General features: G+C 67.2%; 17 protein-coding genes. 7 read left to right on the top strand and 10 right to left on the bottom strand.

The window, feature by feature from the left end:
* Positions 1–96: 96 nt before the first annotated feature.
* The 8 genes from ABZ345_RS37500 to ABZ345_RS37465 form a co-directional block, all read right to left on the bottom strand.
* Positions 97–1,350 (bottom strand): SidA/IucD/PvdA family monooxygenase, encoded by a 1,254-nt coding sequence (locus ABZ345_RS37500; RefSeq protein WP_359859465.1) that lies wholly within the window; start codon positions 1,348–1,350, stop codon positions 97–99.
* A gap of 517 nt (positions 1,351–1,867) precedes the next feature.
* Positions 1,868–3,199, bottom strand: coding sequence for a GH1 family beta-glucosidase (locus tag ABZ345_RS37495; protein ID WP_359859463.1), 1,332 nt, complete (start codon positions 3,197–3,199; stop codon positions 1,868–1,870).
* A complete protein-coding gene (locus tag ABZ345_RS37490; RefSeq protein ID WP_359859461.1) occupies positions 3,192–4,148 on the bottom strand; it encodes an ABC transporter ATP-binding protein in 957 nt (318 codons plus the stop codon). Before ABZ345_RS37490 ends, ABZ345_RS37495 begins: the two co-directional genes overlap by 8 nt.
* Positions 4,145–4,963: an ABC transporter permease gene (locus tag ABZ345_RS37485; RefSeq protein WP_359859459.1), complete on the bottom strand. Its 819-nt coding sequence runs from the start codon at positions 4,961–4,963 to the stop codon at positions 4,145–4,147. The genes ABZ345_RS37490 and ABZ345_RS37485 overlap by 4 nt, the downstream gene beginning before the upstream one ends.
* 3 nt (positions 4,964–4,966) lie before the next feature.
* A complete protein-coding gene (locus ABZ345_RS37480; protein ID WP_359859457.1) occupies positions 4,967–5,947 on the bottom strand; it encodes an ABC transporter permease in 981 nt (326 codons plus the stop codon).
* Complete coding sequence (locus ABZ345_RS37475; RefSeq protein WP_359859455.1) at positions 5,944–6,846, bottom strand: ABC transporter ATP-binding protein; 903 nt, start codon at positions 6,844–6,846, stop codon at positions 5,944–5,946. The genes ABZ345_RS37480 and ABZ345_RS37475 overlap by 4 nt, the downstream gene beginning before the upstream one ends.
* Positions 6,846–8,486 (bottom strand): ABC transporter substrate-binding protein, encoded by a 1,641-nt coding sequence (locus tag ABZ345_RS37470; RefSeq protein ID WP_359859453.1) that lies wholly within the window; start codon positions 8,484–8,486, stop codon positions 6,846–6,848. The genes ABZ345_RS37475 and ABZ345_RS37470 overlap by 1 nt, the downstream gene beginning before the upstream one ends.
* A 115-nt stretch (positions 8,487–8,601) precedes the next feature.
* A complete protein-coding gene (locus ABZ345_RS37465) occupies positions 8,602–9,597 on the bottom strand; it encodes a LacI family DNA-binding transcriptional regulator (RefSeq protein ID WP_359859451.1) in 996 nt (331 codons plus the stop codon).
* Between the two features lie 358 nt (positions 9,598–9,955).
* On the opposite strand from ABZ345_RS37465, the gene ABZ345_RS37460 reads away from it, so the two are divergent.
* From ABZ345_RS37460 to ABZ345_RS37450, 3 genes are all read left to right on the top strand, one after another.
* Positions 9,956–10,495 carry an MOSC domain-containing protein gene (locus ABZ345_RS37460; RefSeq protein ID WP_359859449.1) on the top strand — a complete coding sequence of 180 codons (540 nt, stop codon included), beginning with the start codon at positions 9,956–9,958 and terminating at the stop codon, positions 10,493–10,495.
* A gap of 66 nt (positions 10,496–10,561) precedes the next feature.
* Positions 10,562–11,413: a helix-turn-helix transcriptional regulator gene (locus ABZ345_RS37455; RefSeq protein ID WP_359859447.1), complete on the top strand. Its 852-nt coding sequence runs from the start codon at positions 10,562–10,564 to the stop codon at positions 11,411–11,413.
* Positions 11,388–11,564 (top strand): DUF397 domain-containing protein, encoded by a 177-nt coding sequence (locus tag ABZ345_RS37450; RefSeq protein ID WP_359859445.1) that lies wholly within the window; start codon positions 11,388–11,390, stop codon positions 11,562–11,564. The genes ABZ345_RS37455 and ABZ345_RS37450 overlap by 26 nt, the downstream gene beginning before the upstream one ends.
* Here the strand turns inward: ABZ345_RS37450 and ABZ345_RS37445 are convergent.
* On the bottom strand, positions 11,561–12,292 hold the full coding sequence (locus tag ABZ345_RS37445; protein ID WP_359859443.1) for an alpha/beta fold hydrolase: 732 nt from the start codon (positions 12,290–12,292) through the stop codon (positions 11,561–11,563). The two genes, ABZ345_RS37450 and ABZ345_RS37445, sit on opposite strands and share 4 nt — an antisense overlap.
* A gap of 163 nt (positions 12,293–12,455) precedes the next feature.
* Here ABZ345_RS37445 and ABZ345_RS37440 point away from each other — a divergent pair, with 163 nt between their 5' ends.
* The 4 genes from ABZ345_RS37440 (at position 12,456) to ABZ345_RS37425 (ending at position 16,326) form a co-directional block, all read left to right on the top strand.
* Complete coding sequence (locus ABZ345_RS37440; RefSeq protein WP_359859441.1) at positions 12,456–13,274, top strand: hypothetical protein; 819 nt, start codon at positions 12,456–12,458, stop codon at positions 13,272–13,274.
* A gap of 104 nt (positions 13,275–13,378) precedes the next feature.
* Positions 13,379–14,278 (top strand): anti-sigma factor RsbA family regulatory protein, encoded by a 900-nt coding sequence (locus tag ABZ345_RS37435; RefSeq protein ID WP_359859439.1) that lies wholly within the window; start codon positions 13,379–13,381, stop codon positions 14,276–14,278.
* Positions 14,279–14,339: 61 nt separating this feature from the next.
* Complete coding sequence (locus ABZ345_RS37430; RefSeq protein WP_359859437.1) at positions 14,340–15,638, top strand: wax ester/triacylglycerol synthase family O-acyltransferase; 1,299 nt, start codon at positions 14,340–14,342, stop codon at positions 15,636–15,638.
* Between the two features lie 22 nt (positions 15,639–15,660).
* Positions 15,661–16,326 (top strand): HAD family hydrolase, encoded by a 666-nt coding sequence (locus ABZ345_RS37425; RefSeq protein ID WP_359859435.1) that lies wholly within the window; start codon positions 15,661–15,663, stop codon positions 16,324–16,326.
* A 344-nt stretch (positions 16,327–16,670) separates the two neighbouring features.
* Here ABZ345_RS37425 and ABZ345_RS37420 read toward each other — a convergent pair whose 3' ends face one another.
* Positions 16,671–17,942 carry a serine/threonine-protein kinase gene (locus ABZ345_RS37420; protein WP_359859433.1) on the bottom strand — a complete coding sequence of 424 codons (1,272 nt, stop codon included), beginning with the start codon at positions 17,940–17,942 and terminating at the stop codon, positions 16,671–16,673.
* Positions 17,943–17,983: the final 41 nt, after the last annotated feature.

Genomic DNA, 17,983 nt, shown 5'->3' with positions numbered 1-17,983 from the left:
TGCTCTGGGCGCTGCTGCGCGACGGCCGGAAGTTCACCCCGACCGCGCCACAACCCGCTACCGCAGCGGCTTGACACGATCATTCAGATTCCTTCCTCACCCTTTGACTGCCTGAAGCTGCGGCCCAACCTGCTGCTGCCGAACACGCCGCAAGATCGACCCAAGAATCTCCCCAACACGCACAGCCGTGTTCGACAACAACGACGACGTGATCCCATGCGTGTGCTCGGTACCGCCCTGCAGATAAATCCCGCCCCGAACCGCTCCCCCAGTGACCACCCGATAATCCCGCGTGATCTTCAACCGCCCCAACTCATCCCGCTCACAATGCTCAGCCAGTTCACCCAGCACCCGAACCGGGTCAGCCGGCCGATACCCGGTGGCGAACACGATCACGTCCGCATCAACCGGCACCCGCCCACCGTCCGCCAGCGACTCGATCACGCACTTGCCGTCGGCTCCGACCTCCACCAGCCGAGAAGTGTTGTGCAGCAACAACCTCTGCCGCCCAACAACCTTCTCCCGGTACACCCGCCGATACAGCTCCTCGATGAGGTCCCCGTCCACCACGCCGTAGTTCGTGTTCGCGTGGTACCCCATCAACCTCTGCTTGACCTCTTCCGGCGCCCCGTAAAAATCGTCCACAGCAGCCGGATCAAAGATCCTGTTCGCAAACGAACTGTCATCGGCCGGGCTGTACCCGTACCGCGCGAACACCCCGTGCACCTCAGCCGCAGGAAACCGCTCATGGAAGAACGCCACCGCCTCGGCCGCACTCTGCCCAGCCCCCACCACAACCACCTGCCGGGGATCCTCAAGCCCGTCAACACGCGTCAGAAGATCCTTGTTGTGCCAAATCCGCTCACCGGCCTCCACCCCGTCGGGCAGGTTGGCCTCAAGCCCAGTGGCCAACACCAGGTTGCGCGCCCGAACCGTCTCCCCACCCGCCGAGAACACAAACCCGTCACCGTCCGCACGCACCCGCGAGACCTCGGCCCCGTACGACACGTGGTGCGAGACCTGCTCAGCCGCCCACTCGAAGTAGTCGTGGAACTCCTTGCGCAGCGGAAACAGATTCTTGTGGTTGACGAAGTCGATCAACCGCCCCCGGTCCCTCAAATAACACAGGAAGCTATAACTGCTGGTGGGGTTGCGCAGCGTAACCAAATCCTTGAGGAACGACACCTGCGTGGTCGCGTCCTCGAGCAACATCCCCCGATGCCACCCGAACCGAGCCTGCCGCTCGAAGAACCGAGCCCGCACCCCCACCGCATGCTCTTCGACCGCGATAGCGAGCGCGAGGTTGGACGGCCCGAAGCCGACTCCGGCCAGGTCTAACACCGGTTCCATCGCGGTCCTCTCGTGGGCCTCCCGAACTCTAAAGCAACCCTAACTTAACTTAGGCATACCTTAGCTAGTGCATTCGGACGTGATCTACACCGCTGACCCCGCGCTCAACCACACCTCAAGCCCAACACCACCCACGCACGCCGAAGGCGGCGCCCTCAAGCGAAGCCGAAGGCGAGCAGTACCGACGGCGAAGCCGAGGCAAGCTCTTAACGTGCGCTCGGGTGGGGTCCCGTCACGAGTCGTGCCTCAGCACTTGCCGCGCCCGAGGAGGGGTGTCAACTCGACACGTGTCCGGTTGACACCCCGATCCTGGTGTGGCTCGCTCTGGCCCGGCTCGTGATGGGAGCCCACCCGGACCGCACCACCTACGGAACTGGCAGCCGCCGAAAGCAACAGGCGTGCCATCAACCCGCAAGCGGCGCTGGCTGGTCTTTGATCAGATTGGCGGGGTCCGGGGCGGAGCCCCGCGCCCTAAACGGGACTCGCCCAACGCAAGCCGACCACCCGCCCGGTCGCGTCAGCGCCCCCGACCGATCAACTCTCGATACCACTGCGCACTCTGCTTGAACGTCCGCTCCTGAGTCGAGTAGTCCACCCGGACAATGCCAAACCTCTTGGCATACCCGTACCCCCACTCAAAGTTGTCCATCAACGACCAAGCCAGATACCCGCGCACATCAGCCCCACCCCGAACCGCAGCAGCAACAGCCGAGATGTGCGAACTCAGGTACGAAACCCGATCCCCATCAGCGACGTACCCGTCCTCAACATCCAGGTCATCAAACGCCGCCCCGTTCTCAGTGATCACCATGGGAACCCCGTAATCCCGCTGCAACCGCACCAACAGCGCAGTGAACCCCTCAGGAACGATCTCCCACCCCATGGCGGTAACCGCCCGCCCCTGCGGAACAAGCTCAGCCACAAACGGATCCCCAGTCGCCTTCCACACATGCGACGTGTAGTAGTTGACCCCCAACACGTCGATCGGCGCAGAAATGATCTCCAAATCCCCAGACAGAACAGGAATCTCACCCCCACGCCCAGCGACGTCCACGAGCACATCCTCGGGATACCGCCCGTACACCAACGGATCCAGGTAAATCCGAGTACCCAGCCCATCGGCCTGCCGAGCCGCATCCACATCCCGCGGATCCTCCGAAGCGGCAGAATGCGAGCCCATGTTCAACGTGATCCCCAGGGACGAAACCCCACGCGACCGCAACTCCTGAACAGCCAGCCCATGCCCCAGCAGCAGATGATGAACAGCCCGCATGGCCTCAGAAAAGTTCTGACGCCCAGGCGCATGCCGCCCCGTGTCATACCCGAGCATCGCCGAACACCAGGGCTCGTTCAAAGTGGTCCAGGTAGGAACCCGATCCCCCAGCGAGTCATGCACCAGCCCCGCATACTCGGCAAACCGGTAAGCCGTGTCCCGCGCCGGCCACCCACCAGCATCCTCGAGCTCCTGCGGCAAATCCCAGTGATACAACGTCAGCCAGGGATCGACCCCCTTCTCCAGCAACTCATCCACGAGCCGCGAGTAGAAGTCCATCCCCTTGGCGTTGACAGCACCACGCCCACCCGGCTGAACCCGAGGCCACGAAACAGAGAACCGGTACGTGTCCACCCCGAGCCGAGCAATCATCGCCACATCGGAAGGCATCCGGTGGTAGTGGTCGCAGGCCACGTCCCCGTTCTCCCCGTTGGCAACCGCCCCAGGCCTCCGCGAGAACGTGTCCCAAATGGACAACGTCCGACCGTCCTCGTCGAACGCCCCTTCGATCTGGTAGGCCGACGTGGCCACACCCCAGAAGAAGTCCGCGGGCAGCCCGGCAGTCACCTCAGACATGCACTTCCTCCAACCAGCACGCCACCCGGCGGCGTTCCGAGACCGAACTCAGCGACGGCATCCGCTCCCCGCACACGTCCATCGCGGAAGGACAACGCGGGTGGAACGGGCACCCGGACGGCATCGAGCGCAAATCCGGCGGGGACCCGGGAATCCCCCGCAGCTCCCGCCGCGGCCCGCGCAAGGCGGGGAACGACCCGAGCAGGCCTTGGCTGTACGGGTGCTTGGCGGCCTGGTAGATCTCGGCGGCGGGCGCCTCCTCCACCACCCGCCCGCCGTACATGATCGCGATCCGGTCCGAGAACTCGACCAGCAACGAGATGTCGTGCGTGATGAAGACGATCGAGAACCCCAACGTCTCCCGCAGCCTCATCATCTGGCCGAGGATCTGCCGCTGCACCACCACGTCCAACGCCGTGGTCGGCTCGTCCATGATCACGATCTCGGGTTCCAGCGCCAAAGCCATCGCGATCATCACCCGCTGCCGCATGCCACCGGACAGCTGATGCGGGTACGACGACAGCCGGTCGACCGGAATCCCGACCAGCGACAACAGCTCACGAGCACGAGAAACCCGCTCCGGGCGCTTCATCGAAGGCCGGTGGGTGCGCAGCACGTCGTCGATCTGGGTGGCGACCGAGATCACCGGGTTCAGGGCGTTCATCGCGCCCTGGAACACGATCGCGATCTCGTTCCACCGCAGCACCTGCAGCTGCCGCTCGGTCAACGCCAGCAGGTCCTGCCCCTTGAACAGCACCTGACCGGACGGCACGTGCCCAGGCGGTTGCAGCAGCCGGGTCGCGGCATAGGCCAACGTGGATTTGCCGCTGCCGCTCTCGCCCGCGAGTCCGAGAACCTCTCCGGCCTCCAACGACAAGGACACGTTGTGCACGGCCCTCAGGGAGCCGTAGTCCACCGAGAGATCGCGGATCTCCAGCACCGGGCTCATGCGCGCACCTTCCGCAGCCGGGGATTCGCGTACTCGTCGATCCCGAAGTTGATCAGGGCCAGCGCGGTGCCCAGCAGAGCGATGCACAGGCCGGCGGGGACGAACCACCACCAGGCGCCCTGCCCCAAAGCCTGGTTGCTCTGCGCCCAGAACAGGATCGTTCCCCAGTTCCAGGTCGACAGCGACACCACACCGACGAACGACAGCGTGATCTGCAGCATCACCGCGAAGATCACCGTGCCGACGAAACCGGACGCGATCACGGCCGTCAGGTTCGGCAACACCTCGAACACGATGATGCGCCAGGTGCGTTCACCGGACGCCCGCGCGGCCTCCACGAAGTCGCGGCGCCGCAACGACATCGTTTGCGCGCGCAGCACCCGCGCGCCCCACGCCCAGGCGGTCAGCGAGATCACCGCCGCGATCAGCACGGTGTCCGCGGACGGCAGCATCGACGCCACGATGATGATCAGCGGCAGCGCCGGGATCACCAGGAAGACGTTGGACAGCATGGACAACGCCTCGTCGGCCGCGCCACCGAGGAACCCGGCGGTCACCCCGACCAGAATGGACAGGAAAGTCGCGAGCACACCGCAGACCAGCCCGACGACCATCACCCCGCGAGTACCCACGAGCACCTGCGAGAAGATGTCCTGCCCGGTCATGGTCGTCCCGAACCAATGAGCGCCCGACGGCGGCGACAAGAGATCGTCGCCCATCGCAGACGGGTCGTACGGCGCGATCCACGAGCCGATCACGGCGATCAAGGTGAAGAAGGCCAGAATTCCCAGGCCCAACCGAGTCTTGAAGTTCACGGATCAGCCCTCCCGCCGCGTGCGCGGGTCCAGCAGCAGATAGCCGATGTCCGCGAGCAGGTTCGCCACCAGCACGGCCAGCGTGATCACCAGGAAGACCCCCTGCATCAGCGGGTAGTCCTTCGCCCCGATGCCCTGGAAGAGCACATAGCCCAGGCCCGGATACGAGAACACCATCTCCACCAGCAACGCGCCCCCGACGATGAAACCCAGCGACAGGGCGAAACCGGAGATCGACGGCAGCACGGCGTTGCGCGCGGCGTAGGCGAACATGATCCGCTTCTGCGAGAGTCCCTTGGCCCGCGCGACCAGCACGTAGTCCTCGGCCGTGACGGTCACCATCATGTTGCGCATGCCCAGGATCCACCCCGCCACCGAGCTCACGACGATCGTGATCCCCGGCAGCACGGCGTGTTCCAGCACGCTGCCGATGAACTCGCCAGACCACTCCGGCACGAGCCCGGCCGCGTAGCCACCGGAGGCCGGCAGCAGCGGGAACGTCACGGCGAACACCGAGATCGCGATCAGCCCGAGCCAGAAGTACGGGATCGACGACAGGAACGTCGTCACCGGGATCAGCGAGTCCATCCACGAACCGCGCTTCCACCCCGCGTAGACGCCCATCAGGGTGCCCAGCAGGAACGCGATGACGGTGGTGACACCGACCAGGCCCAAAGTCCACGGCAGCGACTGCGAGAGCACGTCGGCGACCGGGGTCGGGAAGAACGTGAACGACAGCCCGAGGTCACCACGTGCCAGCGCACCCCAGTAGTCGACGTACTGCTCCCAGATCGACTTCTTCTCGTCCAGGCCGAACAGGATGTAGAGCGAGGCCATCGCGTCGCTGTTCAGCCGCCCGCCCAGCTTGGTGATCATCGCCTGCACCGGGTCGCCCGGCAGCAGGCGTGGCAGCAGGAAGTTCGCCGTGATCGCCGCCCAGAGCGTGATCAGGTAGAACAACCCGCGACGCAGCAGGAACGTCATGCCGCCGCCTCCACGTAGAGCCAGCACGCCGCCCAGTGGCCTTCCCCGACGTCCGAACGGGGTGGCGCGTCGGTCCAGCAACGCGCCTGGACCTTCGGGCACCGGGCCGCGAACTGACAGCCCGCGGACACCGCCGCGACCTCCTCGACCGGTGCGTCCAAAGCCACCACCGCGCGTTCCGGATCCGGCGCAGACTCGATCAGCAACTGCGTGTACGGGTGCGCGGGCTTCTGCGTCACGGACTCGCTGTCGCCGCCCTCGACGATCTGCCCGCCGTACATCACGAACGTCTCGTCGGCGAAGTAGCGCGCCGACGCGATGTCGTGCGTGATGTAGAGAACGGCGAGCTTGAGCCGTTCCTTCAGGTCCAGCAACAGGTTCAGCACGCCGAGCCGGATCGAGACGTCCAACATGGACACCGGTTCGTCCGCCAGCAGCACCTCGGGATGAGCCGCAAGCGCTCGCGCGATCGCCACGCGCTGCCGTTGGCCACCCGAGAGCTCGTGCGGGTACCGCGAGGCGAAGTCGGCGGGCAGGTTCACCCGCTCCAGCAGCTGCTCCACCGTCTCCGGCCGCTTGTGGATCTTCAGCGGCCGGGTCAGGTGGTAGCGGATCGTGTGCACGGGGTTGAGCGAGGCGAACGGGTCCTGGAACACCATCTGGACCTTGCGCCGGTACTCCCGGACCCGCCGCACCTTCTTGCCGTCCAGCAGGATCTCGCCCGCGGTGGGGTCCACCAGCCGCGCCAGCAGCTTCGCCACCGTCGACTTGCCCGATCCCGATTCGCCGACGAGGGCGGTCACGCGCCCGCGGCGCAGGACGATGGAGACGTCCTGCACCGCGCGCACGCGCTTGTAGGTCTTGACCAGACCTTTCGCTTCCAGCGCGACATCAGTCATTACGCAGCCGGCTTCAGCTTCATGACGATCTGCAGCGCGTTGGGCAGCGTGGCCTGCGGCGGACCGTACGGGTCCTCGTCCGACGGCCAGCCGACCCAGTTCTTCGTGCTGTACTCGGCACCGATCGGGCCCGCAGAGGTCGGGATCATCGGCACCTGCTCGACCATGATCTTCTGCAGCACCGCGAGGCTCTTCGCCCGTGTCGCGTCGTCGGCGGCGTTCGCGTACTCGGCCAGCGCGGCCGTGGCCTCGGGGCTGTTGTAGCGCCCGAAGTTCACCGCGGCGGTCTGCCCGATCGGCTTGATCTCCGCGCCGTCCATGATGTTCTGGTACATCTCGTACGGCGTGGCGCCGGTGTTGGTCCACCGCAGCGAACCCTGGAACGCGCCGTTCGCGAAGTCGGTCGTCCACGCGTCCGCGGTCTGCGTGCGCACGGTCGCCTCGATGCCGATCTTCTTGAGGTCGCTCTTGATGATGTCCAGCACCGTCAGGTAGTCCGACCAGCCGGACGGGTTGGTCAGCTCGATGGTCACCGGCTTGCCGCCCGGTGCCTTGAGCACGCCACCGTCCAAAGTGAACCCGGCGCCCGCGAGCTTCTGCTTCGCCTTGTCGACGTCGACCTTGAACCGCGCGTCCTTGTACTCCGGCGCGAGGAACGAGTCACCGGCGGGCAACGGCATACCGGTCGGCGATTCCAGCTTCGGGAACAGACGGGCCTCACCGCGGACGAAGATCGCCTCGCGGTCGATCACGTCGCTCATCGCCGCGCGCAACGCTGGGTTGTCGAACGGCGCAACGGTGTTGTTCAGCCACAGGCCGTGAATGCCGAGACCGGCCGGGAACCAGAGCTTGTGGTTCTTCGGGTCCTTGTCGACGTAAAGCTTTTGGTAGTCCGGGATGAAGACGTACGACCACTGGCTCGCACCGGACGCCAGCGCGGTGGTCTGCGCCGTGTTGTCGTTGTACGAGGTGTACTGGATCTCCGGCACCTTCGGCAGTTCCTGCCAGTACTCGGCACGCCGCGCGATCGTGACGGTCTGCGAGGTGAACGACTTCAGCTCGTACGGGCCGGTGCCGACGGGCTTCGGGTTCGTGTAGGTCGTCGGGTCGGCGACGGTGCTCCAGATGTGCTGGGGGATCACCATCGCGCTGATGACCTTGTTGCGGTTCACGAACTGCGGGTTCGCGAACGTCACCTCGACCTTGCCGTCGGGCGTGGCCGTCGCGGTCTCGACCTTGAGCGAGTCGCGGTTGTTGAGCGCCGGCCACTTCTTCAGGATCTCGTACGAGAAGGCGACGTCAGCGGCCGTGAGCGGCTTGCCGTCGGACCACTTCACGTTCTCCCGGATCGTGAAGGTGACCTTCTTGTAGTTGTCCGCCCAGTCCCACTTCGTCGCGAGCCACGGCACCGGTTCCTGAGCCGGCCGCGTGTTGTTCACGAACGCCAGTGGCTCGTAGATCTGGTAGCGGTAGCCGAGCGAACCCGCCGCCGACGTGGGCAGGAACGGGTTGTGGTTCTCGGTCAGCGGCCCGTTGGGCATGCCCACGGTCAGCACCCCGGAAGCCTTGGTGGCGCTACCGGAGGAGCAACCTGTCGCCGCGAGCGCCAGTGCTACTGCGACGATGATTGTTCTGCGCATGGGGGAATCTCCCGATACGACGGCGTGTGAGAGCGCTCTCCCACACGTACGGCGAACTCGCCGGGCGGCGTGCAGAAGCCCGGCGGTTCGTTTCAGTTGTGGTGTTGCAGGTGGGTCAGGGCGCGGATTCGCGCACGATCAACGAGGTCGGCAGCACCAGCGGATGGTCGGGCATCGGCTGTCCCTCGAGCGTGGAGAGCAGCATCCGCGCGGCGGCGGCGCCCATCTCCTGCAACGGCTGGCGGATCGTCGTCAGCCGGGGTTCGGTGTGTCCCGCGACCGGGACGTCGTCGAAGCCGACCACGGACACGTCCTCGGGGACGGACCGGCCTGCCTCGCGCAGCGCCCGCAGCACGCCGACCGCCGAGAGGTCGTTGTGCGCGAACACGGCGTCGAACGGGATTCCGCTCGCGACGAGCTTGTCGACGGCGACTTCACCCCCCTCGGTGGTGAAGTCGCCGTCGACGATGAGGTCCGGGTGCAGCGTCAGGCCCGCTTCCGCCAAAGCGAGCCGGAACCCGTCCAGCCTCGCCTGAGTGCACCCGAAGTGCGGTGGTCCGGTGACGACGGCGAACCTGCGGCGACCGGCCGCGACGAGATGCCTCGCGACATCCGCGCCTCCCTGCCGGTTCGTCGTCGTCACCGAGGGGAACTCCGGGTGCGAGCCGCGGTCGTCGATCATGACGACCGGCAGCCCCGCCCGGTAGAGCGTGGAGATGTAGTGCAGGGTGTCCGGCGGCTCTATGACCAGCAGGCCGTCGAAAGCGTTGGCGGACACGTGGTTCGCGAACTGGTTCAGCGACTCCGGCCCGCGGTTGATCGTGTAGAGCAGCAGCCCGTACCCGTCGGCCTCGAGCGTGTCGACGATGCCCTGCAGGACCACGCCCATCCACGGCCACGTCAGGCTCGGTGCCAGCATGCCGACCGTGCGGGTGCGTCCCCGCGCCAGGCCGACGGCACGCGCGCTCGGCACGTACCCGATCTCGTCGATGACCTTGCGAACGCGCTGCGCGGTGGAGGCGTCCACGTCCGGCTTACCGTTCAGCACACGTGACACGGTCGCTTTGGACACCTGGGCGCGTTGGGCGACCTCTGCGATCGTGACACGCATGCCGAACTTCCTTCCGCCGCCTCTGAAACCGGTTCCGTAACCGGTTCCGACGAGGTGTGACGGAGTCAACAGCGTGACGTGAGGATTAGTCAAGACTCTTGCCCGAACTTCGTGGGAGCGTTTCCACGGCTTTCGTCATTCCCGCAGGTCGCGCCGATCGGGTGAACCGAATCGAGACGCCGAACCTCACCTTGATCAGCCCCGTGTCCGCGTCACCGATCGACCGGACGGAGGACAGCATGGCGCAACAGGATCAGACCACGGGCCGCGACCTGACCTGGGACGAGGTCCGCCGTGCCATCGAACGCGCGGCCCGCGAGGGCGAGACCAAACCCCGCTGATCATGCAGAATCGTGGCATGGGGGTTGTGACAGCGGTCAGCCGCAGCGACGAGTACACGTTCACCAAGCCCGTCCGCACGAGCATCACGCTGCTCGCCGGGCTCGGTGTCGAGGGCGACGTCCACCAGGGCGTCACGGTGAAGCACCGGTCGCGGGTCGCTCAGGACCCGACGCAGCCGAACCTGCGCCAGGTGCACCTGATGCACGCCGAGCTCTTCGACGAGCTGCGGGACAAGGGGTTCGCCGTGGAGCCCGGCCAGATCGGGGAGAACGTCACCACGCGCGGCGTCGACCTGCTCGGTCTGCCCACGGGGACGTTGCTCCATCTTGGACCCGAGGCCGTGGTCGAGGTGACCGGGCTGCGCAACCCGTGCCTCCAGATCGACGGGTTCTCGAAAGGCCTGCTCAAGGAGGTCGTGGGCAAGAGTCCGGGCGGGGAGCTGATCCGGCGCGCGGGGATCATGTCCGTGGTGATCGTGGGCGGGGTCGTGCGTCCGGGGGACGAGATCCGGGTTGAGCTTCCCGCGCAGCCGCACCGGCCGCTGGAGAAGGTCTAGTCGCGGCCGTTTTCACCCGAACGAGCTCCTGCCTTGGATTGAATACAAGGCTTAGCGTCCGAGGTCATGACGGCCATCACCTCTACCGCGTACAGCAGGGACCTGGGCGACGAGCTGCGGCTGCTGCGCAAGACCTGCACGGGCCTCAACGGTCGTTCGTTCGCCGCGAAGCTCGGCTGGGATCCCAGCAAGGTCTCGACAATAGAGCACGGCAGGGCCAGCGCGAGCGAGATCGACCTCATCCAGTACCTGACGGCGTGCGGCAAGGATCTCGACTACTACGACGAGTTCCGCCACCGCTACCGGCACGCGTTCGATCTCTACTTCGCCCAGGTACCGGACAACCTCCGCACCCTCGCGATGACCGAGTCGATAGCCACCAAGATCACCAGCTACGACGTCCTGACCGTGCCTGGCCTTCTCCAGACCCGGGACTACACCTGCGAGCTGTTCATCGCGACCGGCATCGAGACGCCCGCGAACATCAAGAAGGGTGTCGAGTTCCGCGCGGAGCGGCAGGCGATCATGCGACGGCACGACCGCCCCGAATGCGTCTTCTACATCCACGAGCTCGCGCTCCAGACGCAACTCGGCGGCGCCAAGTTGATGGAGGAACAGTACCTGCGCCTGCTCTTCAGAACACACGTGCTGCGACTGGTTCCCGCCAGCGCAAGGAAGGCCGCCCTGCTGTCGACGCGCACGCTGTACGAGTTCGACAAGGCTCCGCCGGTGGCATTCAGCTCCACGGACACCGCCAAGATCTTCGTCCAGGACCACGTTGCTGTTGAACGGTCTCGGAAGGTGTTCGAGCGCTTGGATACCGTGGCGTTGGATGAGGAACAATCTCGGAGGAAGCTGGCAGCGTATGTCAGCGGACTGCGAGAGGAACCTCATGAGCCACGGTCGGACCTGGCGTAAGAGCACTTACAGCGGTGGCACGATCGACGACAACTGCGTGGAAGTGTCACTCGCCCACGACGCACTGGTACGGGACTCCAAGAACACGGCGGGCGCTGTGCTCGCGTTCTCCACGCCCGCCTGGCGCGCGTTGGTCGACTGGCTGGTCTAGCAGTTGCCGAAGTGGTCGTCGAGGATCACCGAGATCGTCCGGGGCGCCTCGACGACGGCCAGGTGCGCGGCGTCGCCCACGATGTAGAGCTCCGAGTCCGTCAGCTCGTCCGCGATGTGCCGCACGACGTCCGGCGGTGTCGCGTGGTCCTGGGCCGCCGCGATCACCACGGTCGGCACGTCGATCTTCGCGAGATCGGCGCGCAGGTCCATGTCCCGGATCGCCTCGGCGCACCCGAGGTACGACGGCACGTCGACCTTCAGCAGTTCCGACCGGAAGTGCGAGACCACCGCCGGCGAGAACGAGGGCGTGAACCACCGCGACACGATCGCGTCGGCCGCCGGCTCCATTCCGAGCTCGCGGATCAGCGAGATCCGTTCGTCCCACATGGTCTTGTCCGGGTACCAGGCGGCCGTGCAGACGAGCGCCAGCCGTGAGATCCGGTCGGTGTGCGCGGCGAGCCACATGCCGACCATCCCGCCGAGCGACACACCGCAGTAGTACACCTGGCGCAGTCCCAAGTGGTCCAACAGCTCCACGACGTCGTTCGCCAGGGCTTCGATCGAACACGGCCCGGGCTCGCTGAGTCCGTGACCGCGGTGGTCGAAGCGCAACAACCGGAACGGCAGCGAGAACTCACGCCACAGTTCGGTCGTCGTGCCGAGCGCGTTGCCCAGCACCAGCACCGGCGCGTCGTCCGGGCCGGTCAGCGTGTGATGCGGGATCACCGGCGGTCACCTCCCATCGGTGCGAGTGTGCAGGGAGGTTTCCCAGGCCGCACCCCGAATCCACATGAGACTGAGCCAGACGGGTTCGGCCGTAAGCGTGACGGGCCGTCACCTTGGTCCAGACCTCGAAACAAGACGCCTGGAACGCGCTGGGATGACTGCCATGAAGGCATTGATCCTGGCAATGATCCTCATCGCGCCCACCCCTGCCGGTGACGTCGGCACGTCCAGCAGCCTCTGCCGGTTCGGCAACCAGTGGATGATCAGCGGTGACTGGGACGGCGACGGCGTCGACGGGCCCGGCATCGTGCAGGAGTCCGACGCGGGCCTGGAGTGGTTCCTGCGCAACGACCCCGGCTCGGGGCCCGTCGACATCCAGTTCTCGTTCGGGCCCAAGGGCGCGATGCCCGTGGTCGGCGACTGGGACGCGAAGAACGGCGACGGCGTCGGTGTGGTGATCAACAAGGACAAGAACCTGCGCTGGCAGCTCAGGAACACGCTCGAGCTGGGCAGCCCGGACGCCGACTTCACGTTCGGCACCAGCGCGACCGACCTGCCCGTGACGGGCAACTGGGACGGCAAGGGCGGGGACGGCATCGGGATCACCCGCGTCTCGGGCACCACCCTGCAGTGGCAGCTCCGGCAGTCCGCCGACGCCGGGTCGCCGTTCAGCATCTTCACCCACGGCGCGAAGGGCGACGGGCCGCAGACCGGGGACTGGGACGGGAAGAACGGCGACGGGATCGGCACCACGCACCGCGCCATCGGACTGGAGTGGAAGCTCCGCGACAGCGCGAGTGCCGGGTCGGCGAACCGGAACTTCACGTTCGGCAACGGCAGGACCGACTGTCAGATCACCGGCGACTGGGACGGCAACGGCATCGACTCGACCGGCATCGTCCGGGTGGTCGACGGCAAACGCGAATGGCAGATGCGCAACAGCCTGAGCGGTGGCCCCGCCGACTTCACGTTCACCTACTGAACGCTGCGCGTTCTGCAACAAACCACCGGCCTGGCCCCCGCCGTAACGCTGTTACGAGTAGCAGAATGAAGGCTTGCCTCCGCCGCCTACCCACCGGGGAGCCGATGTACTCCGATGCTCCGTTCGCGCACGAAGCCCTGTTCTACCGGGACGAGGACGACTTCGTCACCGGCACGGCCAGATTCGTCGCGGACGGCGTGAACAGAGGCGAACCCGTGCTGGTGGCGGTACCGGAGGCGAGCATCGGCCTGCTGCGCGGACGGCTGGGCGACCAAGCCGACCAGGTGCACTTCATCGACATGACCGAGGCGGGCCGCAACCCGGGCCGGATCATCCCGGGCGTGCTGATGGCGTTCAGCGCGAGCGCCCCGCAGAGCCGCGTCCGGATGGTGGGCGAGCCGGTGTGGCCCGGCCGCAGCGAGCTCGAGTACCCGGCGTGCGTGCAGCACGAGGCGTTGATCAACACGGCGTTCGAGGGGCGCGAGGGCACTCTGCTGTGCCTGTACGACGCGGGCTCACTGCCCGTCCGGATGCTGAAGGACGCCTGGCGCACGCATCCGGTCGTGACCGAAGGGACCAAACGGGTCGCGAGCGAGTGGTACACCGACCCGTCCGGTCTGATCGACATCTACAACGTGCCGTTACCCCCGCCGCCCTCGTCCGCCGAGGAGCATTCCTTCTCCGTCGGCACGCTCGCACACATGCGCAAGGTCGTGACGGCCTACGCGAGCTGGATGCGCCGCGAACAGGTCGACGACCTGGTGCTCGCGGTGAACGAGCTCGCGACGAACAGCATCCTGCACGCGTCGGGCCGCGGGGTGCTGCGGATGTGGCGCGAGGACGACACCATCGTGTGTGAGGTGAGCGACTCGGGCACGGGGTTCCCGCCCTCGTTCACCGGCCTGTCCGGCTTCGGGATCGTGATGGTGAACCTGTTGTGTGACCTGGTTCGCACCCACACGAGTCACAGCGGTACCACCGTTCGAGTGTACTTGGGCCGGTAGAGAGTCAGCGCCATCTCATAGAAATGCGCCCGACACGCGAACCTGGTTGCCTGGCACATCTATGACAGAGCACCTCTCCCCCCTCGACATCGCTTTCCTCGCCATGGAGGGCAACAGCAACCCGTTGCACCTGGGCGCGGTGGCGACCTTCGCACCCTCCACTCCGGTGCATCCGGCCCGCATCGCCGCCGTGCTGTGCGAACGGGCGCAGGAGATTCCGCGCCTCCGCCAGCGTGCGCGCACCTCGTTGCTGGGCGGTGCGCGCTGGGTGGAGGATCCCGGCTTCGCGCCTGAGGATCACGTCTTCACGCATCACGTGCGCGGCCGGGAACGGTTCGCCACCCTGGTGTCCCACCTCATGGCGCAGTCGCTGGACCTCGCCCGGCCGCCGTGGGAGCTGCACGTCATCACCGGTCTCGCGGGCGGGCGGTTCGCCGTCGTCGCGAAGCTGCACCACTCGTTGTGCGACGGCATGAAGGCCGTTGGCCTGGGACTTCAGCTCTTCGACCCGTCCCGTCTGTCCATTCCGGACGCTCCGGCGCCGACCGCGAAGTCGATCATCCCGTCGATGCCGTCGCTGCGCGGGATCAAGGACACGTTCGACATCGCCTCGTCGGTGCTGATGAACACCCGGCCGCCGACGCTGAACTCGCCCGTGCTCACCTCGTCCACCCGGCCACGCCGCGTGGTGATGTCGCGCCTGGATCTCGCGGAAGTGCACCGAATTCGCCGAACACACGGCGGCACGGTGAACGACGTGTTGCTCGCGCTGGTCACCGGTGCGTTGCGGCACTGGCTTTCCGCGCACGACAGCGCTGCTCCCTCCTCGGTCGTGCGGGCGTTGATACCGGTTAACCAGCGCTCACGCTCCGGCGACGGGTCGGCAGGCAACTCCATCTCCGGTTTCCTCGTGGCGCTGCCCGTGGGCGAGCCGGACCCGGTGGAGCGCTTGCGCAACGTGCGGGCACAGATGGAGTCGGCCAAGGCTCTCGGACCGGACCGCGGCGCCGGCGCGTTGCCGCTGCTCGCCGACAAGGTGCCGCCGCTGGTGCACCGCCTGGCCGCTCCGGTCGCCGCCCGGTGCGCACCGCTGCTGTTCGACACGCTCGTGACGTCGGTGCCGCTGCCTTCAGTTCCGCTGTCGCTGGACGGCGCCGGCTTGTGCGAGATGTACCCGATCGCGCCTGTCGCCCCAGGCCACGCCGTGGGTGTCGCACTGTCGGTGTACCGGTCCTCCGTGCACGTCTGCTTGAACACCAACCAGTCGTGGATGTCCGACGCGCAGTGGCTCGACAGTGTGCTGCGACGCGAACTGTCGTCCCTTCAGGACGCACGCGAGCTGGTGGGTTTGCCTAGGTAGGACGCCGGGCAAACCCTGTCTCATGAGCAACACCCTGGTCCTCGACGTGGACGGCACCCTGGTCGACACCAACTACCACCACACGGTGGCGTGGCTGCGCGCCTTCCGCAGCGTCGACCTCACCGTGCCGGCGTGGAGGGTGCACCGCTCGATCGGCATGGGCGGCGACCGCCTGGTAGCCGCCGTGGCGGGCGACCAGGTGGAACGGGACCACGGCGACACGCTGCGCGAGGCGTGGGAACGCTACTTCGACGAGATGCTGGACGAGGTGCAGCCGTTCGAGGGCGCACACCGCCTCGTCCGCGCCGCCACGGACCTGGGCCTGGCCGTGGTGCTGGCGTCGTCGGGCAAGCGCAAGCACATCGAGCACTACCTGAAGCTGCTCGACCCCGGCGACATCGCCTGGACCTCATCGGACGACGTCGAGGACTCGAAGCCGGCGCCGGACCTGATCGAGGTGGCGTTGCGCGAGGTGCAAGGCTCGCGCGCGGTCGTCGTCGGCGACTCGGTGTGGGACTGCGAGGCGGCCGCGCGGGCCGGGTTGCCGTCGATCGGGCTGCTGACGGGTGGGTTCGGCGAGGACGAGCTGTTCGACCGCGGGGCATCGGCGGTGTACTCGGACCTGGACACGTTGCGGGCGGAGCTGTCCGACCTGCCGTTCGCCGAGGTGACCGCCCCGGACGCCTGAGGCGCCGGACCCGACGCCCGAGAACTGTCAGACCCGCTCCCTAGAATCGAAATTGGGGGCACCCGGCGCGAGTCGTGTGTGTGGTGCGTGCGCCTAGGGCTTGGGCGTGTCCGACTTCTTCGCCGACGACTCGGAGCGGGGACTGCAAGCCGCCGGACTGCCGGCGATCGGGCTGCTCACCGGGGGTTCGGCGAGGACGAACTGTTCCGCCGCAGGGCTTCAGCGGTGTACTCGAACCTCGACCCGTCGCGGGCGGAGGTGTCCGACCCGCTCCCTAGAATCGAAACTGGGGGTACCCGGCGCGCGTCGTGTGTGTGGTGCGTGCGATCAGGGCGTGAGCGTGCTCAGGGCTTGGGCGTGTCGGACTTCTTCGTCGGCTTGCCCGGATCCCGGTCCTTCGTCGACTTGACCGGATCCGACGTCGTGGCCGGCCCCTGCGTCGGCACCACGCTCGACCCCGGCGAGCCAGGAGACCCAGTAGCGGCCTGAGAGCTCCCAGACGTCCTCCCCGCAGCCGTGTTCCCGGGCTGCGGCGCACCAGGCGCGTCCGGCGTCTGCACCACGGTCACCGTCGACGCCGACACCGTCACCACGTGGGTCTGCGCGTCCGGCACCACCGGCTGGTCCGCCGCCGGCGCCTCACTGCCGCCGCCACCGAAGTTCGCCACCGCCACGGCCACCGCCGCGACAGCCACCGCCGCCGCACCGGTGAGCGCCAAACGCTTGCCCCGACGAGGCCGCGGCACTTCCGAAGGATCGGCCGAGACGGGCGCGTCCGGCAGCAGCGCCGGTAGCCCGCGGCTCACCTCGTGCGCCGCGGACAGCGATCGCGCGCACATCTCGGCAGTAGGACGACGCCGAGGATCCGTCTCGGTCATCGCCGACAACAACGACACCCAGGCCAGCGGCAGGTCGACGGGAATGCGCGGCGGGCGGGCCAGGCGGGCCAGCGCGGCCTCGGCGTCGCCACCGGGGTACTCGGCGCGGCCGGTCAGGCACTCCAGCAGCACCAGGCCCAGCGCGTAGACATCGGAAGGTGGGCCGACGGTCGAGCCGCGCACCTGCTCCGGCGACAGGTACCCGGCGGTGCCGACCAGCACCCCGGACGTCGTCACCCGCGTCACCTCGGCCACCAGAGCCAGCCCGAAGTCGGCCAGGTACGCCTGCTTCTCGGTGTCGTCCAGGAGGATGTTCGACGGCTTGATGTCGCGGTGCACCACGCCCAGGCCGTGCACGTGGTCCAGCACGGACGCGATCTGGCCGCCGATCCGCGCCACGAACCGGGGCGGCAGCGGCTCGCGCATGCGCTGGCGCAGCGTGCCGCCGGTGATCTCGCGCATCACGAAGTACGGGCGGCGCGACACCGTGCCGGACGAGTACACCGGGATGATGCCGGGGCAGTCCACCGACGAGAGCATCGTGGCCTCGCGCTGCAGCCGCAGTTCGTCGTCGGGCAGGCCGGGGCCGGAGAAGATCTTGATCGCTACCGAGGACGTGGTCGAGCGGTCGTAGGCGCGGTAGACCTCGGCCATGCCACCGGAGCCGAGCAGGGAGCCGACGACGTACCGGTCGTCGATCACCGCCCCGGTCAGGTCGCCGTCCCAAGGTGCGCTCATTGCCCTCCGCTCGTCCCGCAGCAACCTAACGGGTCGCGTGG

Origin of the sequence: Lentzea sp. NPDC005914 (assembly GCF_040629405.1) — a bacterium.
GTDB lineage: Bacteria > Actinomycetota > Actinomycetes > Mycobacteriales > Pseudonocardiaceae > Lentzea.
The sequence above is the reverse complement of the archived record's forward strand: the minus strand, read 5'-3'. Positions and strand labels throughout refer to the sequence as shown.

Bases quoted from the DNA above. Each gene is read 5' to 3' on its own strand.
- ABZ345_RS37460 (WP_359859449.1), top strand. From the start codon at position 9,956: ATGGGGGTTGTGACAGCGGTCAGCCGCAGCGACGAGTACACGTTCACC.
- ABZ345_RS37500 (WP_359859465.1), bottom strand. From the start codon at position 1,350: ATGGAACCGGTGTTAGACCTGGCCGGAGTCGGCTTCGGGCCGTCCAAC.
- ABZ345_RS37425 (WP_359859435.1), top strand. From the start codon at position 15,661: ATGAGCAACACCCTGGTCCTCGACGTGGACGGCACCCTGGTCGACACC.
- ABZ345_RS37480 (WP_359859457.1), bottom strand. From the start codon at position 5,947: ATGACGTTCCTGCTGCGTCGCGGGTTGTTCTACCTGATCACGCTCTGG.
- ABZ345_RS37490 (WP_359859461.1), bottom strand. From the start codon at position 4,148: ATGAGCCCGGTGCTGGAGATCCGCGATCTCTCGGTGGACTACGGCTCC.
- ABZ345_RS37495 (WP_359859463.1), bottom strand. From the start codon at position 3,199: ATGTCTGAGGTGACTGCCGGGCTGCCCGCGGACTTCTTCTGGGGTGTG.
- ABZ345_RS37465 (WP_359859451.1), bottom strand. From the start codon at position 9,597: ATGCGTGTCACGATCGCAGAGGTCGCCCAACGCGCCCAGGTGTCCAAA.
- ABZ345_RS37435 (WP_359859439.1), top strand. From the start codon at position 13,379: ATGTACTCCGATGCTCCGTTCGCGCACGAAGCCCTGTTCTACCGGGAC.
- ABZ345_RS37450 (WP_359859445.1), top strand. From the start codon at position 11,388: ATGAGCCACGGTCGGACCTGGCGTAAGAGCACTTACAGCGGTGGCACG.
- ABZ345_RS37470 (WP_359859453.1), bottom strand. From the start codon at position 8,486: ATGCGCAGAACAATCATCGTCGCAGTAGCACTGGCGCTCGCGGCGACA.
- ABZ345_RS37475 (WP_359859455.1), bottom strand. From the start codon at position 6,846: ATGACTGATGTCGCGCTGGAAGCGAAAGGTCTGGTCAAGACCTACAAG.
- ABZ345_RS37440 (WP_359859441.1), top strand. From the start codon at position 12,456: ATGAAGGCATTGATCCTGGCAATGATCCTCATCGCGCCCACCCCTGCC.
- ABZ345_RS37430 (WP_359859437.1), top strand. From the start codon at position 14,340: ATGACAGAGCACCTCTCCCCCCTCGACATCGCTTTCCTCGCCATGGAG.
- ABZ345_RS37420 (WP_359859433.1), bottom strand. From the start codon at position 17,942: ATGAGCGCACCTTGGGACGGCGACCTGACCGGGGCGGTGATCGACGAC.
- ABZ345_RS37455 (WP_359859447.1), top strand. From the start codon at position 10,562: ATGACGGCCATCACCTCTACCGCGTACAGCAGGGACCTGGGCGACGAG.